At 31.4% G+C, this 15,277-nt stretch carries 16 protein-coding genes; 12 read left to right on the forward strand and 4 right to left on the reverse strand.

Annotated features, from left to right (window positions below):
• The first annotated feature begins 47 nt into the window (after positions 1 to 47).
• From NLJ00_RS08985 to clpX, 4 genes are all read left to right on the forward strand, one after another.
• Entirely contained in the window at positions 48 to 392 is a 345-nt protein-coding gene (locus NLJ00_RS08985; RefSeq protein WP_053471617.1) for a phage holin family protein, read from the forward strand.
• A 114-nt stretch (positions 393 to 506) separates the two neighbouring features.
• On the forward strand, positions 507 to 1,829 hold the full coding sequence (locus NLJ00_RS08990) for a trigger factor (protein WP_256636948.1): 1,323 nt from the start codon (positions 507 to 509) through the stop codon (positions 1,827 to 1,829).
• Positions 1,830 to 2,051: 222 nt separating this feature from the next.
• On the forward strand, positions 2,052 to 2,726 hold the full coding sequence (clpP, locus tag NLJ00_RS08995) for an ATP-dependent Clp endopeptidase proteolytic subunit ClpP (protein WP_053471615.1): 675 nt from the start codon (positions 2,052 to 2,054) through the stop codon (positions 2,724 to 2,726).
• Between the two features lie 158 nt (positions 2,727 to 2,884).
• Positions 2,885 to 4,117, forward strand: a complete 1,233-nt coding sequence (gene clpX / locus NLJ00_RS09000) for an ATP-dependent Clp protease ATP-binding subunit ClpX (protein WP_073489066.1) — start codon at positions 2,885 to 2,887, stop codon at positions 4,115 to 4,117.
• A gap of 68 nt (positions 4,118 to 4,185) precedes the next feature.
• Here clpX and NLJ00_RS09005 read toward each other — a convergent pair whose 3' ends face one another.
• The 3 genes from NLJ00_RS09005 to NLJ00_RS09015 all read right to left on the reverse strand — a co-directional run bounded on the left by NLJ00_RS09005 (position 4,186) and on the right by NLJ00_RS09015 (position 7,945).
• Positions 4,186 to 6,153 carry a hypothetical protein gene (locus NLJ00_RS09005; RefSeq protein ID WP_256636949.1) on the reverse strand — a complete coding sequence of 656 codons (1,968 nt, stop codon included), beginning with the start codon at positions 6,151 to 6,153 and terminating at the stop codon, positions 4,186 to 4,188.
• 5 nt (positions 6,154 to 6,158) lie between these two features.
• Positions 6,159 to 6,794, reverse strand: a complete 636-nt coding sequence (locus NLJ00_RS09010; RefSeq protein WP_256636950.1) for a hypothetical protein — start codon at positions 6,792 to 6,794, stop codon at positions 6,159 to 6,161.
• A gap of 185 nt (positions 6,795 to 6,979) precedes the next feature.
• Entirely contained in the window at positions 6,980 to 7,945 is a 966-nt protein-coding gene (locus NLJ00_RS09015) for a GlxA family transcriptional regulator (protein WP_256636951.1), read from the reverse strand.
• A 155-nt stretch (positions 7,946 to 8,100) separates the two neighbouring features.
• Here NLJ00_RS09015 and NLJ00_RS09020 point away from each other — a divergent pair, with 155 nt between their 5' ends.
• From NLJ00_RS09020 to serB, 7 genes are all read left to right on the forward strand, one after another.
• On the forward strand, positions 8,101 to 8,499 hold the full coding sequence (locus tag NLJ00_RS09020) for a VOC family protein (protein ID WP_256636952.1): 399 nt from the start codon (positions 8,101 to 8,103) through the stop codon (positions 8,497 to 8,499).
• Between the two features lie 21 nt (positions 8,500 to 8,520).
• Complete coding sequence (locus NLJ00_RS09025) at positions 8,521 to 8,928, forward strand: SRPBCC domain-containing protein (protein ID WP_256636953.1); 408 nt, start codon at positions 8,521 to 8,523, stop codon at positions 8,926 to 8,928.
• Positions 8,929 to 8,952: 24 nt separating this feature from the next.
• A complete protein-coding gene (locus NLJ00_RS09030) occupies positions 8,953 to 9,357 on the forward strand; it encodes an SRPBCC family protein (RefSeq protein ID WP_256636954.1) in 405 nt (134 codons plus the stop codon).
• A gap of 117 nt (positions 9,358 to 9,474) precedes the next feature.
• The gene (locus tag NLJ00_RS09035; protein WP_053471608.1) at positions 9,475 to 9,882 is read left to right on the forward strand and encodes a VOC family protein; all 408 of its coding nucleotides are present in this window, start codon (positions 9,475 to 9,477) and stop codon (positions 9,880 to 9,882) included.
• Positions 9,883 to 9,884: 2 nt separating this feature from the next.
• Positions 9,885 to 10,328, forward strand: coding sequence for an SRPBCC family protein (locus NLJ00_RS09040; protein ID WP_256636955.1), 444 nt, complete (start codon positions 9,885 to 9,887; stop codon positions 10,326 to 10,328).
• A 117-nt stretch (positions 10,329 to 10,445) separates the two neighbouring features.
• Entirely contained in the window at positions 10,446 to 10,883 is a 438-nt protein-coding gene (locus NLJ00_RS09045) for a VOC family protein (RefSeq protein ID WP_053471606.1), read from the forward strand.
• Between the two features lie 157 nt (positions 10,884 to 11,040).
• Positions 11,041 to 12,270: a phosphoserine phosphatase SerB gene (gene serB, locus NLJ00_RS09050; protein ID WP_053471675.1), complete on the forward strand. Its 1,230-nt coding sequence runs from the start codon at positions 11,041 to 11,043 to the stop codon at positions 12,268 to 12,270.
• Between the two features lie 243 nt (positions 12,271 to 12,513).
• On the opposite strand, the gene NLJ00_RS09055 is transcribed toward serB, so the two are convergent.
• Complete coding sequence (locus NLJ00_RS09055; RefSeq protein ID WP_256636956.1) at positions 12,514 to 14,022, reverse strand: GH3 auxin-responsive promoter family protein; 1,509 nt, start codon at positions 14,020 to 14,022, stop codon at positions 12,514 to 12,516.
• Positions 14,023 to 14,242: 220 nt separating this feature from the next.
• Here NLJ00_RS09055 and NLJ00_RS09060 point away from each other — a divergent pair, with 220 nt between their 5' ends.
• Positions 14,243 to 15,037: a DUF2797 domain-containing protein gene (locus tag NLJ00_RS09060; protein WP_256636957.1), complete on the forward strand. Its 795-nt coding sequence runs from the start codon at positions 14,243 to 14,245 to the stop codon at positions 15,035 to 15,037.
• The last annotated feature ends 240 nt before the right edge of the window (positions 15,038 to 15,277 follow it).

Here is a 15,277-nt window from a genome sequence, read left to right on the forward strand (position 1 = left end):
GTTAGAAAAAAATCATTACTTTTATTAAAATTTTAAAAGAAAAAGTTATGAAATTAATACTAAGACTTCTTGTCACGGCAGCTTTAGTCTTGTTGATCGCGAATTTTTTACCAGGGGTTCATGTTGCCAGTTTTGCCACGGCTGTTATAGTTGCAGTGGTTTTAGGATTGTTAAATGTTTTTATAAAACCAATTTTGGTAATATTAACTTTTCCGGTTACAGTTATTACGCTGGGGTTATTTTTACTGGTCATCAATGCTATAATAATTATACTTTGCACTTATATTGTGGGAGGTTTTGCAGTCGAATCATTCTGGACAGCATTATTTTTTAGTATTATTTTGTCTATTCTTCAGTCAATTACTTACAAAATATTAGGAGACGATAAATAAATCAAAATTAAAAGCACATAAACTGCTTCAAATACAATAAATTAAAAACTTGGTTGGGTTGCAAAAATTTTATAATTTTGCAACCCAATTTTATTATGTAAATTAAAGAAGAAGATGGATATTAAAAGAGTAGCAATAGACGCTGTAAACGAGACAATTGTATTGAACGTTGTTCATATGGATTATAAAGGTCAAGTGGCAAAAAGAATCAACGAAAAATTGCCTTTAGCGCAAGTAAAAGGATTTAGAAAAGGACAAGTTCCTAAAGATCTTGTTGAAAAACAATACGGAAAGGGTATTAAACAAGAAGAAATTAAAAAAGTAGTTGATTTGGCTTTAGAGCGTTTTATTCAATCTGAAAGATTAAATCTTTTAGGAACTCCTCTTGCTAAAGAAAACGAAAATATTGACTGGGATGCAGAAGAATTAACTTTTGAATACGAAATTGGTTTAGTGCCAAACTTCGAAATTGATTTAGAAGCTAAAAACAATATCGTAAAATATATCGTTACTGCTGATGATAAATTAATCGACGGACAAGTAGAGCGTATCCAAAAACAATTTGGAAAAGCAATTCCTCAGGATAAAGTTGAAGCTGATTCAGATTTAACAGGAACTTTTACAAACGAAGAAAAAGGTATCAGCAATACAACTACAATTTCTGTTTCTACATTCAACAAAAAAGCCGGAGATAAATTCATCGGTAAAAAAGTTGGAGATGTTGTTAAAGTAAGCACAAAAGGTTTATTTGAAGATGATCACCAATTAATGGATTATTTAAAAGTATCTCATGATGATGTTCACGGTTTAGATATCGAAGTAAACTTTACTATCGAAGCTATCAACGGTGCTGAATTGGCAGAATTAAATCAGGAATTATTTGATAAACTTTTTGGTGAAGGAAAAGTAGCTTCTTTAGAAGACTTAAAAGCTAAAATTAAAGAAGATGCTGAAGCTCAATTTGCACAGCAAGCTGATCAAAAATTATTATTAGACGTTCAGGATTTCCTAATCGAAAATACAAAATTTGATTTACCGGCTGAATTCCTTAAAAAATGGTTACAAACTGTTGGAGAGAAAAAACTCTCTGCAGAAGAAGCTGAAGTTGAATACGCAAGATCTGAAAAAGGTTTACGTTTTCAATTAATCGAAGGAAAAGCAATGGCTCAAAGCAATATCCAAATTACATTTGAAGATTTGAAAGCTTTTACAACAAACGCAATCAGACAACAAATGGCTCAATTTGGACAAACAAACCCAACTGACGAAGAAGTTCAGGGAATAGTGGCTAGAGTTTTATCTAACCAAGAAGAAGTGAAAAGACTTTCTGAGCAAGTTGTAGCGGCTAAATTGTTAGATTTATTCAAAGAGAAAGCAAATCCAACAACTAAAGAAGTTACTTACGAAGAATTTATTGCAGCTTCTTACGGAGAATAATTTCTGAAAAATAATTATATTTGAGCGTCGGCAGTTTTTCTGCCGACGCTCTTTTTTTTGTTTCAAGTTTCAAGTTTAAGGTTTATTGAAGTTCGAGAACTTTAAAACTGAAACAAAATTAAACCTGAAACAAAAACTAAGACAAATTGACATTCTTTAGAAATAGGTACAACCTTTGATGGAGAATATATATTAAATAAAGTAAACTTAGAACAGATACATATGAACTACGGTAAAGAATTCAAAAAATTTGCTACAAAGCACCAAGGAGTAAACGCTATGTACTATGACAAAATCATAGCTGCGATGAACCCAACGAATATGACACCATATATCATCGAAGAACGTCAGTTGAATATTTCTCAATTAGACGTTTTTTCAAGATTAATGATGGACAGAATTATCTTTTTAGGAACTGGTATCGACGACCAAATCGCTAATATCGTTCAGGCTCAGTTATTATTTTTAGAAAGTGCTGATGCATCAAAAGATATCCAGATTTATTTAAATTCTCCTGGAGGAAGCGTTTACGCAGGATTAGGAATTTATGACACAATGCAATTTATTAAACCAGACGTAGCTACAATTTGTACAGGTATGGCAGCTTCTATGGGAGCAGTTTTATTATGTGCAGGAGCAGCAGGAAAACGTTCGGCTCTGCCACATTCACGAGTAATGATTCACCAGCCATCTGGAGGAGCACAAGGTGTTGCAACAGATATGGAAATCAACTTACGTGAAATGTTGAAATTAAAAGATGAATTATATCACATCATTTCGCAGCATTCAGGACAAACCTTTGATAGAGTTCACAAAGACAGTGAGCGTGATTACTGGATGATCGCTGAAGAAGCAAAAGAATACGGAATGATTGATGAAGTATTAAGAAGAAGCTAATTTTTTTTAAGCTTCTAAGTTGCTAAGACGCTGAGAATCTAAGTGTTCTTTGTAATTTAAAATCAAATATTAAGCTGTAAAGGCGTTAAGTTTTAAAGTTTTAGATAAAAAAAGCTTAGAAACTTAGTATCTTTGCAGCTTAGTAACTTAAATAAAGAATGGCAAAAGTAGTATTAGAATGTTCGTTTTGTGGAAGAAAAAAGCCAGAAACTAATTTATTAATTGCTGGTATTAATGCACATATTTGCGATAAGTGTATTGAACAGGCACACGGAATTGTTCTAGAAGAATTAAAATCAAGCGGAAGCGCGAAACTTGTTGGCGACTTAATTTTAAAGAAACCAAAAGAAATCAGAGCTTTCCTGGATCAATATGTTATTGGTCAGGACCAGACAAAAAAAGTAATGTCAGTTGCGGTTTACAATCACTACAAACGTTTAATGCAGCAGCAATTAGACGATGAAGTAGAGATTGAAAAAAGTAACATCATTATGGTTGGTCAAACCGGAACAGGAAAAACATTGGTTGCTAAAACAATTGCAAAAATGTTAGACGTTCCTTTGGCTATTGTTGATGCAACAGTATTAACAGAAGCTGGTTATGTAGGAGAAGATGTTGAAAGTATTTTAACGCGTCTTTTACAAGCTGCCGATTATGATGTAACCAAAGCAGAAAGAGGAATCGTATTTATTGATGAAATTGATAAAATTGCCCGTAAGAGCGATAATCCGTCAATAACACGTGACGTTTCTGGTGAAGGTGTACAACAGGCTTTATTGAAACTTTTAGAAGGAACAGTTGTAAACGTACCGCCAAAAGGAGGACGTAAACACCCGGACCAAAAATTTGTTGAGGTAAATACACAAAACATCCTGTTTATTGCAGGAGGAGCTTTTGATGGAGTAGAACGTATTATTTCTAAACGTTTAAACCGTCAGGCAGTTGGATATTCGACTTCTAAAAATGTGGACAATATCGATAAAAATAACCTGCTTCAATATATCATACCAAAAGACATTAAAGATTTTGGTTTAATTCCGGAGATCATTGGTCGTTTACCGGTATTGACACACATGGATCCTTTAGATAAAGAAACACTACGTGCTATTTTGACACAACCTAAAAATGCATTGGTAAAACAATATCAGAAATTATTTTTAATGGATGAAGTTGAGTTTACGATTACCGATGAAGCTTTAGACTTTATTGTAGACAAAGCATTAGAGTACAAATTAGGAGCACGTGGATTACGTTCGCTTTGCGAAGCTATTTTGACAGATGCAATGTATGAACTGCCAAGTTCTGACGATAAAGTTTTATTAATCGATAAAGATTATGCAGAACATACTTTAAGTAAAAACTTATTGAAACGAATGGAAATTGCTTCGTAAATCTCCAAATAACTTTGACAAAGTTTCACTTTTAAACCTGTTCATTTATTTGAGCAGGTTTTTTTATATTATATGCTATCTCTTTTTACAGTGTTGATTTTAGTCTCTTTAATTTTAGTTTCAGATTGCTTTTTTCCTGTTTTTGGGTCAAAAATTACTGTAGTTGTTGATGAATTAATGTTTTCATTATTTTTATTAAAATCGGTAGTTGAATATCTTACTAGTATGTAAAAGGTACCTGTGATTGCTATTAGTGCAGAAATTACCCATAACCATATATAATTTATTTTCTTTTGTTTAATATACTCAAAAGCGCTATTACTTGTAAATAATAACTTTAAAGAAGTAATAAAGAAAAATAAAACTATTCCGAAGACAAACATAAATGCTAAAACTGAACCTATGCTGTGTTTTAACAGTTCAGGTAAAACGTTCACATTGGCAAGTATGAAAGTGATAAATGATGCATAAAGTCCAATTACAGTAATTATACTATATTGTTGATCTTTTACTTCTTTCTTTAATTGTTTACCTAAGTCTTTTATGTTTTTCGGGGTTATTGTATTGATAATAGTTTCTAGACGTTTTAATTCATCTCGTTTATTTTCACAATCATTTAATAAGTGTTCGTAGTTTGAAGGTAAAATATATTGACTATCTAAGAAATATTGACTATTTGATTTGCATTTTTCAATTTCTAAATAAAGAGGCATAATACGATTAAATTCACAAATTTTTATTTGTGTTTTTAAATCACTTAATACATCGTAAGATTTTTTAAATACTTTGCTTAATAAATTTAAATAATCATCTTCATCATTGTTTAATACTAAACTTGGTTGTTTGTCGCAAATTTCTAATAACTTAACTATTTGTTCTATAAATAATTTTGATAGAATAAAATTAGGGTTTGTTTTTAATTCTTTGTTTTTTAAGATATCGTAATATTCTATTAATCTCTCGAAAGCAATATTTACATCTTTAAATGAAAAAATATTTTTTACGTTTTTTATGAGTATTTCGCTTTCTATCTTGAAATTAGTATTATAAATTAAACTTAATGAAGATTTAAAAGTTATTTCATTTATGTCTTTTAAATAGCCGTTTGTTGATTTAGATTTTTGGATTTTGTTTTCTAAAAAATATTCTAAGCTAGCGTTTACTTGCTTTATTTCAGAGATAAAACTATTGTTGATATTTTTTTGTTTTTTAACATACTTCGTGTATTTGTGTATGTCTTTTATTTCTATGGAGTTTAATTTAAGTTTTTCTTTTATCTCATGAATTACATTTTCAATTAACAGAGGGTTGTTTAAAAAATAATGATTTTTTATTTCTTCAACAATGTTTGTATTTTCAATTGATTTTTCTAAAACTTCAATAGATAAATCATTATTTAGAATAGAATAAATAGAACTATTTGTTTTTTCTAATCTTTTTAAGATTTTGTACAGTAAAATACTGCATTTTTCTTTAGTGATTTTTATTAATGGCTTTAAAGAATAAACAGTATTTTTTTCGAGTATTATTTTTAATTTATGATAAATCTCAAGAAGAGAAGAGATGTTGTTTTCATTAACAGAATATCCTTCATCAAATTCAGCTAATTTTATATTAGCAATAAATAGCCAATGAAATTTTTGAATAGTTGTGGTTTCTTCTTTTTCAAATAAATTAAATTTTTTAAAATAAAAATCCAATTCAAAATTTATAATCTTGCTATGGTAGTTGTTTAAAAGTCTATTTAGGACAGTAGTATTAATATATTTGAAGTGACTTACAAAATGAGATAAAAGTGTATATCTTGTGTGTGCAAGTACTTGATAGTTGGTATTTAATTCTGAGTATAAACTAGAACTAATTATATTTTCCAGCCTACTTTCTAAATTTTTTAAAATATCAATACAATTATCAAAATAATATTCGCCATTTAAAACAGAATAAATGAACTTTTGTCTAATTTTAATAAAATCGATACCACCACCAATTATAGCAGATTCGATATCAATATCTTGTATGTCTTTTAAATAATTCAAATGAATTATTTACTATATTCAAATTCTTTTTCTATTTCTTTCATATAAGAAATGAAAAATGGAAACTGTAAAACTATTTCTTGAAATTTTTCGATGATTTTAATTTCGTTGAGACCATTAAGTTCTCCAGTTTCTTTTAATTCCATGAAATATTCAAAAGCATCATTGTCATAGCAAATTTCTTTTAATAGCGTATAATTAAAATTTGCAAAATCTGGATACCTTCTTTTAATGATAAATTCAACAGAATGATTTATACTTTGCTTAATGTCAGGATCTAAAGATTCAAAGTCTTTTGAATTGAAGTTAAAAACTAATTTTTGATTATCATTAAATGTAATATCTAAATCCTTACTTGTAAATTTAGTAGCTTTATTATCTTTTAATTCACAAATAAATATTCCATCATTTTTTTCCAAATCTGGAAAAAAAGAATGATTGAATACACCGTTTAGTAATTTATCCTTCTTACCATTTGCAATAGTAATTATATAAGGTAATAAAATACATTTATCTAGATTAAAGTTGTTATTTTCATTAAAATAATCAACGTTGTTCTCAGGCTGACCATGAAATTTCAAATATTCCTGCGCAACTTTAAAAATAGTGTATTTTATAGCTAGAGTTTTATCTGGTTTCATTGTTGAATTTTTTTTAAAAAAAATATTTGGTGTGCAAATATATATATATTCTTTTTCAAATCTATTATAAATATAGGGAATAAAAAAGTGTTTTGTGTTATTATTATGTTTTCAAATCTTTCTTTTTTATAATAGTTTTATCCTTCAAAATGAATGAAATATATAATTTAAATTCTTTTCTAATTTTACTGAACCCTAAACTTCTCTCGATATTCAATAGGTTTCATGCCCACCATTTTATAAAACACTTTTCTAAAAGCTTTCGGATCGTTGTATCCGGTTTTTTCGATGATTTCTGAAATCGAAAGCTGCGTTTGTTCCAAATATTTCTTTGAACTCTCAACCCTAATATTCTGTAAATATTCAATTGGCGGAATTCCCGTAACTTGTTTAAAACGACGTGTCATGTTTCTGGCACTTGTTGGAATATCTTTGGTAATTTCTTCCAGTTTTTCGATGCTGTGATATTGGCTTTCAATTTTTTGCTGTAACATCGCAACCAAAGTATCATTATGCAAATGATTCGGCCTAAACGTGCTGAAATAACTTTGTTTGTATCGGTTTAAATCAATCGAGAAAATCTTGGCAATTTGTACTGCGATTTCGTTGCCGCAATATTTTTGAACCAAAAGAATCAATAAATGAAACGTTGAGGTAGATCCGCCGCTCGTATACAAACTTCCGTCGGCTGTTAAAGTTTCTTCGGGTTTTAATTTCACCATTGGGAAAGCTTTAGTAAAAGCACTGCAAGCGTCGACATGAGTTGTTGCCAGTTTTTCATTCAATAATCCCGAAGCAGCAAACAAAAATGCTCCCGTACAAAAACTAGCTAATTCAGCTCCTGCCTGATGTTGTTTTTGCAGCCACGGAATAAATTTTTTATTCTTCGCAATCATTTCGCTCATATTATCCGTAGTAAAAGCCGGAATCAAAATGAGCTCTAAAAGTGTATCAGAATTCTCGATAGAATTAATTTCATATCCAAACAAACGTTCCTGATTGATTTGTTCTGCCAATTGAAAAATCATAATTCCAAATGGTTTGTCAGTTGCCGGACTTAATTTATTTGCAGTTTCAAAAACTTCTAAAATTGCGGCTATACTTAATAATTTATAGTCGTGAGGAACGATTAAACCTACTTTCTTGCTCATGATTTTGTAGTTTTTTGGAGGATTGGCTTTACAACAAAAGTAATAAAAATGTCTTAAATGCCCCTAAAGTTGACTTTTAATGTATCATAAAGGCCATTCTAAAATTCTAAATTTGTTTTAAATAAATTGTAACTTTATATATTATGGAAACAAAAATGTATTTAAATCTAGCTGTAAAAGAGCTGGATAAAGCGATAAAATTTTATAATGAATTGGGTTTTCCTACGAATCCGAAATTTACAAATGATAAAGGAGCTTGTATAGTTATTGGTGAAAATATCTATCTCATGATTTTGGTAGAAGAGTTTTATCAAACTTTTACAGATAAAAAGATTTGCGATTCTCATACAACCAGCGAAGCCCTTATTTCTATTTCTTTAGAATCACGAAAAGAAGTTGATGAAATGATTGAGAAAGCAGTTAAAGCCGGTGGAACTGATTATAAAAGAGAACAGGATTATGGATGGATGTACCAAAAAACTTTTCTTGATTTAGACGGACATCATTGGGAAGTTTTTTATATGGATGAAAGTCAGATTCCGGATCAGATGTAATTAATTTAAAATTTGACCAAAATGATTACAGTTCAAAATACAATTAATGCATCTATAGATAAAGTCTGGGATTTCTGGGTTTCTCCAAAACATATTCAAAACTGGAATTATGCTTTTGAGGAATGGCACACGCCTTATGCAGAAAATGATTTACAGGTAAATGGTAAATTTAAATATGAAATGGCTGCTAAAGATAAAAGCGCAGGTTTTGATTTTGAAGGAGAATATACCCAAGTAGAAAAATTTCGATTAATAGCATATAAACTTTTGGATAACAGAACCGGAAGTGTTCATTTTGAAGAACAAGGCAAAAAGGTAAAAATCACAGAAGTATTTGAACCAAACAAAGAAGATTCTGAAAGTATGCAGAAGCAATGGTGTCAGAACGTAATTGACAATTTTAAAAAATACGTTGAAAGTGTTGAATAAGTATAATTTTTAAATATATAAATAATGATAACAGTACAGAATACAATTAACGCATCAATAAACAAAGTTTGGGATTTTTGGACATTACCGGAACATATTACAAAATGGAGTTTTGCTTCTCCGGACTGGCATACGCCTTATGCCGAAAATGATGTAAAACAAGGCGGAAAATTCAAATCAACAATGGCCGCAAAAGACGGAAGCATGAGTTTTGATTTTGAAGGAGAATACACTTTCGTAGAACCAAACAAAACCATAAAATACGTTATGGCCGACGGAAGAAAAGTTGAAATTACCTTCAAAGAAACTTTAGACGGAGTAGAAATAACAGAAAGCTTCGACCCGGAAACTCAAAATCCAGAAGAAATGCAGCGCGGAGGCTGGCAGGCAATTTTGGACAACTTTAAAAATTATGTAGAGAATAATTGATTTTTTAATAGGTTCAAAGTGACAAAGCGACAAAGTAACAAAGGTTTCCCCTAATCTTAAATTAACTTACATCACTTATATGGTTAAAAAAAAATGTTTAACGAAAAATATCAAAGAATGACGAAACAAATATGGTTAAATCTGCCTGTGAAAAGCGTGGCAAAAGCAAAAGATTTCTTCTGGAAAATAGGCTTCTCTTTTAATGAGCAGCACGATACACCAAGTTCAACCTGTATGGTTGTAGGTGAATCACATTTTGTAGTAATGCTGTTTGAAGAATCACTTTTTGAAGGTTTTTCGCAAAACAAAATTACCGACACAAAAGCAAGTTCTGAAATTTTGATTTCAATTGATGCCGAAAGTAAAGAAGAAGTTGATGAACTGGCTCAAAAAGTTCAGGATGCGGGAGGAACTATTTTTTCTTCTCCAGCCGAAAGTCAGGGATGGATGTACGGCTTTGGTTTTGCCGATATAGATGGACATCGCTGGAATGTTTTATTTATGGATTTTACTAAACTATCTTAATTATGGAAACTTTAGAATTTAAAATTAGAATTAAAGCCCCGGCTCAAAAAGTTTGGGATGTTTTATGGGAGGATGAAACCTATAGAAAATGGACAAGTGTTTTTTGCGAAGGATCTCATACCATAAGTACTTGGAACGAAGGTGATAAAATACATTTTATGACACCAACCGGAGAAGGAATGTATAGCATAATCGAAACAAAAACGCCAAACGAATATATGGCTTTTAAGCATATAGGTGAAATAAAAGATTTTAAAGAACAGCCTCTCGATGAAGAAACAAAAAAATGGAGCGGCGCAATGGAAACTTATCGATTAATTCCAGATGGTGAATTTACAGATTTGATTGCTCGTAACGATTCGGGCGAAAAATATGTCGATTATTTCAAAGATGTTTTTCCCAGGGGTTTAGAGGTTGTGAAAGAACTTTCAGAGGAAGGGAAATAGAAGAAAGAAAAAAGATTATAGAATAAAAAGAATAGAACAAAGAGAAGAGATTAAATTTTATAACTATAGCAAAGGACAACAATTTATAATTTACAACTCACAATTAAAAAAAATATCATGGCAACTGTAAATCCTTATTTATTATTTAATGGAAATTGCGAAGAAGCATTCCTGTTTTACAAATCCGTTTTTGGCGGAGAATTTCCTTATATCGGAAAATTTAAAGAAATGCCAAAAGAAGAAGGCTGTGACGAAGTTTCAGCAGAAGATGCAGAAAGAATTATGCACGTTTCCCTGCCAATTGGAAATACAATTTTAATGGGAAGTGACAGCTCTACAAGATTTGGTGATCTGCCTTTTGGAGAAAATTTTTCAGTTTCAATTAATACAGAAAGCACGGAAGAAGCAGACCGAATTTTTAATGGACTTTCGGCTGGAGGTAAAATTGAAATGCCTTTAAATAAAACATTTTGGGGCGCTTATTTCGGAATGTTCAAAGATAAATTCGGTATAAACTGGATGGTAAACTTTGACGAAAACATGCAAAACAAATAATTAAAAAGTTACGTTATTCTAATAGCGGAGCATAATTGTTAAATTACTCAGGAAAGCGCATGAATATGCGCTTTTTCTTTGCAAAAAAAACAATGATTATTCTTTTTTATCACCAAGAGATTGCCGATTTTTGTCGCTCGTAAATAATAAAGATAAAATGGCAATAGAAGACAAAGAGATTATTTTATTAAAAGTTTCAGGACACGATAAAATAGGGGTGACGGCAGGTTTAACAGCTGTATTGGCGGCATACGATGCTAATATTTTAGATATTGGCCAAGCCGACATTCATGATACATTATCTTTAGGTATTTTATTCGAAATAGAAGCGGGTTCATCTTCAGGACCAGTTTTAAAAGACTTGCTGTTTAAAGCTTACGAATTAGAAATTAAGGTAAAGTTTATTCCAATTTCTATTGAAGATTACGAGAAATGGGTAAAATCGCAATCTAAGCAGCGATACATAATCAATATTTTAGGCGAAAAACTGGCGGCGTCACAATTGGCTGCAGTAACTAAAATAATGTCAGATCAAAATTTAAATATCGATTCTATTATACGTTTAACGGGAAGAACTTCAATTGTAGAAAAAGAGGAATATCCACGTTCATGTATCCAGTTATCTGTAACAGGCGAAATTGTAAATAAAATTGTTATGACGGCAAGTTTTATGGAAATTTCAAGAACCTTAAACGTTGATATTTCTTTTCAGGAAGATAATATTTACAGAAGAAACCGTCGTTTGGTTTGCTTCGATATGGACTCGACTTTAATCCAAACTGAGGTTATCGACGAATTGGCAGAACTAAATGGAGTAGGCGCACAAGTAAGAGCCATTACAGAATCAGCAATGAATGGTGAAATTGATTTCAACGAAAGCTTCAAACAGCGTATGGCTTTGTTGGAAGGTTTGAGCGAAGACGTTTTACAAAATGTTGCCAAAAACTTACCAATTACGCAAGGTGCACATCGTTTAATGAAAGCCTTAAAATATTACGGATATAAAACCGCAATTCTTTCTGGAGGATTTACTTATTTTGGAGATTATCTTCAAAAAGAATTGGGTATCGATTATGTTCACGCTAATCAATTAGAAATTAAAGATGGTAAACTAACCGGAAAATATCTAGGAGATATCGTAGACGGACAAAAGAAAGCCGAATACCTAAAAGCAATCGCCGAGAAAGAAGGAATTCACATTAACCAGACTATTGCAGTTGGCGACGGTGCAAACGATTTACCAATGCTAAACTTAGCTGGTCTAGGAATCGCTTTCCACGCAAAACCAAAAGTAAAAGAAAGTGCTTCAACCTCAATTTCAAGTTTAGGACTTGATGGTGTTTTATACCTTTTAGGTTATCATGACAGATATATCGATATGATGTAATCAGTAAAAGTTCACGACATTTTTGTCATTTCGACGAAGGAGAAATCGCACTAGAAATTCCGCAATGTAAATCGTCAATCTTTGTCGATTATCGAGTGCGATTTCTCCTTCGTCGAAATGACATACTGAACTTATAAAAAATAAAAAACCTTAGCTTTTCAATAAAGACTAAGGTTTTTTTATGAAAAAATCTTTAATAAAAATTCGTGCTAATTCGAGAAATTCGTGGCAAACCAAAAAATCTTACATCTCCTTCAACTGCTCTAAATAATCTCTCTGATTCGAAAGCCTCGGAATTTTATGCTGACCACCCAGTTTATCTCTTTCTTTCAACCAATCATAAAATAAATTTTCCCTTGCGACATTAATCACTAAAGGATTTAAAGTCATATTGTTATAACGTTTCGCTTCATAATCAGAATTTAAAGTTTGCAGGGTTTCGTCCAGAACTTTTTGGAAAAGACCAACGTCGGCTGGTTTTTGTTTGAACTCGATCATCCATTCGTGAGCGCCTTTTTCTTTGTCCTGCATAAAAATAGGAGCAACGGTATAATCGATAACTTCTGTTTGAGTAATTTCGCAGGCTTTCGCAATGGCCTGATCTGTGTTTTCAACCATTAATTCTTCCCCAAAAACATTAATATGATGTTTGGTTCTTCCCGTAACTCTAATTCTGTACGGATTTAACGAAGTAAAACGCACCGTATCGCCAATTAAATAACGCCATAAACCAGAATTTGTCGTAATAACAATGGCGTAGTTTTTATTCAATTCAACATCGGCCAAACGAATCACTTTTTGATCTGTTGCACCAAAAGTTTCCATCGGAATAAATTCATAGAAAATTCCGTAATCCAGCATCAGCAATAAATCACTTGAATTGTTTAAATCCTGAATCGCAAAAAAGCCTTCAGACGCATTATAGATTTCGTAGTATTTAAAATCTTTGCTTGGTAAAATTTTCTTGTATTGTTCTTTATAAGGAGAGAAACTCACGCCGCCGTGAAAATAAACTTCAAGGTTTGGCCAAAGTTCTAATAAACTTTGTTTGCCCGTATTTTCCAGAACTTTATTCATTAAAACCAGCATCCACGAAGGAACTCCTGCAAAACTGGTTACATTTTCATTTTTGGTTTCATTAATAATTGCCGCGATTTTAGTTTCCCATTCGCTCATTAATGAAGTTTTACTGCTTGGCGTACTGCTGAACTCGGCCCAAATAGGCATATTTTCAATCAAAATTGCCGACAAATCGCCAAAAAAAGTATTGTTGTTTTCGTAAATCTGAGAACTTCCGCCCAAACGTAAACTCTTACCCAAAAACAATTCAGAATCCTCATTATTATTCAAATACAAACAAAGTAAATCCTTGCTTCCTTTATAATGGCAATCTTCAAGAGCTTCGTTACTTACCGGGATAAATTTACTTTTGGCATTTGTAGTACCGCTCGATTTCGCAAACCATTTAATAGGCGATTCCCAAAAAACACCTTGTTCGCCCTGACGTGTACGCTCAATTAAAGGCTGTAATTCTTCATAACTCGCAATGGGAACTCTCTCTGCAAAAGTCTGATAAGAGTTTATCGATTCAAAATCATATTTTTTTCCAATAACGGTATTTTCAGATGCCAATAATAAATTATGCAAAAGTTCTTCCTGAACTTCATTTGGGTATTTTAAAAAAAGTTCGATTTGATGTATCCTTTGTTTGAGGACCCAGGAAGCGAAAGAATTTATTATGGATAAAGGCATGAGTGTTTTTTAGGTTTTAGATTGCTGATTTTAAATTTAGGTTTTACGATTCATGTAAATCGGAACTTAAAATTTGAATATCAAGCAACAAATAGTAACTTTGTCATTGTATCAAAAATAGTGTTTTTTTGTAATAAAAACCACTACTTATAAACTAAAGATTAACTCAAAAAATAAGAGCAGTCTAAAATCTAATATCTAAAATCTACAATTAATCCTAATGACATATCAAGGCGTACTTACAAAAATGCAGACTGAATTTGGAAACCCAATTCAATATTATTTAGTTTTCGAAGATAGTTTCCTGAATGTGAATCAATTATTAGATAAAGAAATTGAAATTAGTTTTGCAGGTTTTCAATGTTTGAATTGTCAAAAGAAGAAAAAGATTTTTAGACAAGGTTTTTGTTATGATTGTTTTTACTCAAGTCCTGCTGTAGGCGACTGGATTATGAGACCTGAATTGAGTACGGCACATTTAGGAATTGCAGATCGTGATTTAGAATACGAACAAAAAGCACAATTGCAGCCGCACGTTGTTTACTTAGCTTTATCGAGCGAAATAAAAGTAGGGGTAACGCGCAAAAGTCAGGTTCCAACACGCTGGATCGATCAGGGAGCGACACAGGCTATTGCAATTGTTGAGGTTCCCAACCGTTATTTAGCAGGAATTACCGAGGTAGCGTTAAAAGATCATTATGCTGATAAAACAAACTGGCGTAAAATGCTGCAGTGTACAGCAGAAGGATGTGACTTAATTTTTGAAAAGTCAAAAGTCGAAAACCTAATCCCGGCAGAAGTTAAGGAGTACTTTTACAGTCAGAAAAATGATTTATACGAACTAAATTATCCGGTTTTAAATTATCCGCCAAAAGTAGCTAGTTTGAATTTAGATAAAACGCCAGCTTTTCAGGGAAAACTTGTGGGAATCAAAGGCCAGTATTTAATTTTTGAAAATGGAACAGTTTTTAACATACGTGGTTCAGAAGGTTATGTCGTAAATATTAACGTCTAGTATTTTCTATTCTCTGTCGATTCTTAACGACTAATGGTCTATTTTTTGTCATTTGTTTTGTTAATTGTTGTAATTTTATTTCATTGGAAGGTCCAAAAATGGGAATAATTATAGATTTTATTACAATTTTGTAATAATTGCTTATTATTAGAATTTATTTTTGAGCAAAAAAAGAGGCTAAATTTGGAAACATTTAAAAAGTGTGTTTTAAACAATTTATGCTTTATTTTTTAGCTAAAA

The sequence above is a fragment of the Flavobacterium panici genome, from assembly GCF_024499525.1.
Classification (GTDB): domain Bacteria; phylum Bacteroidota; class Bacteroidia; order Flavobacteriales; family Flavobacteriaceae; genus Flavobacterium; species Flavobacterium panici.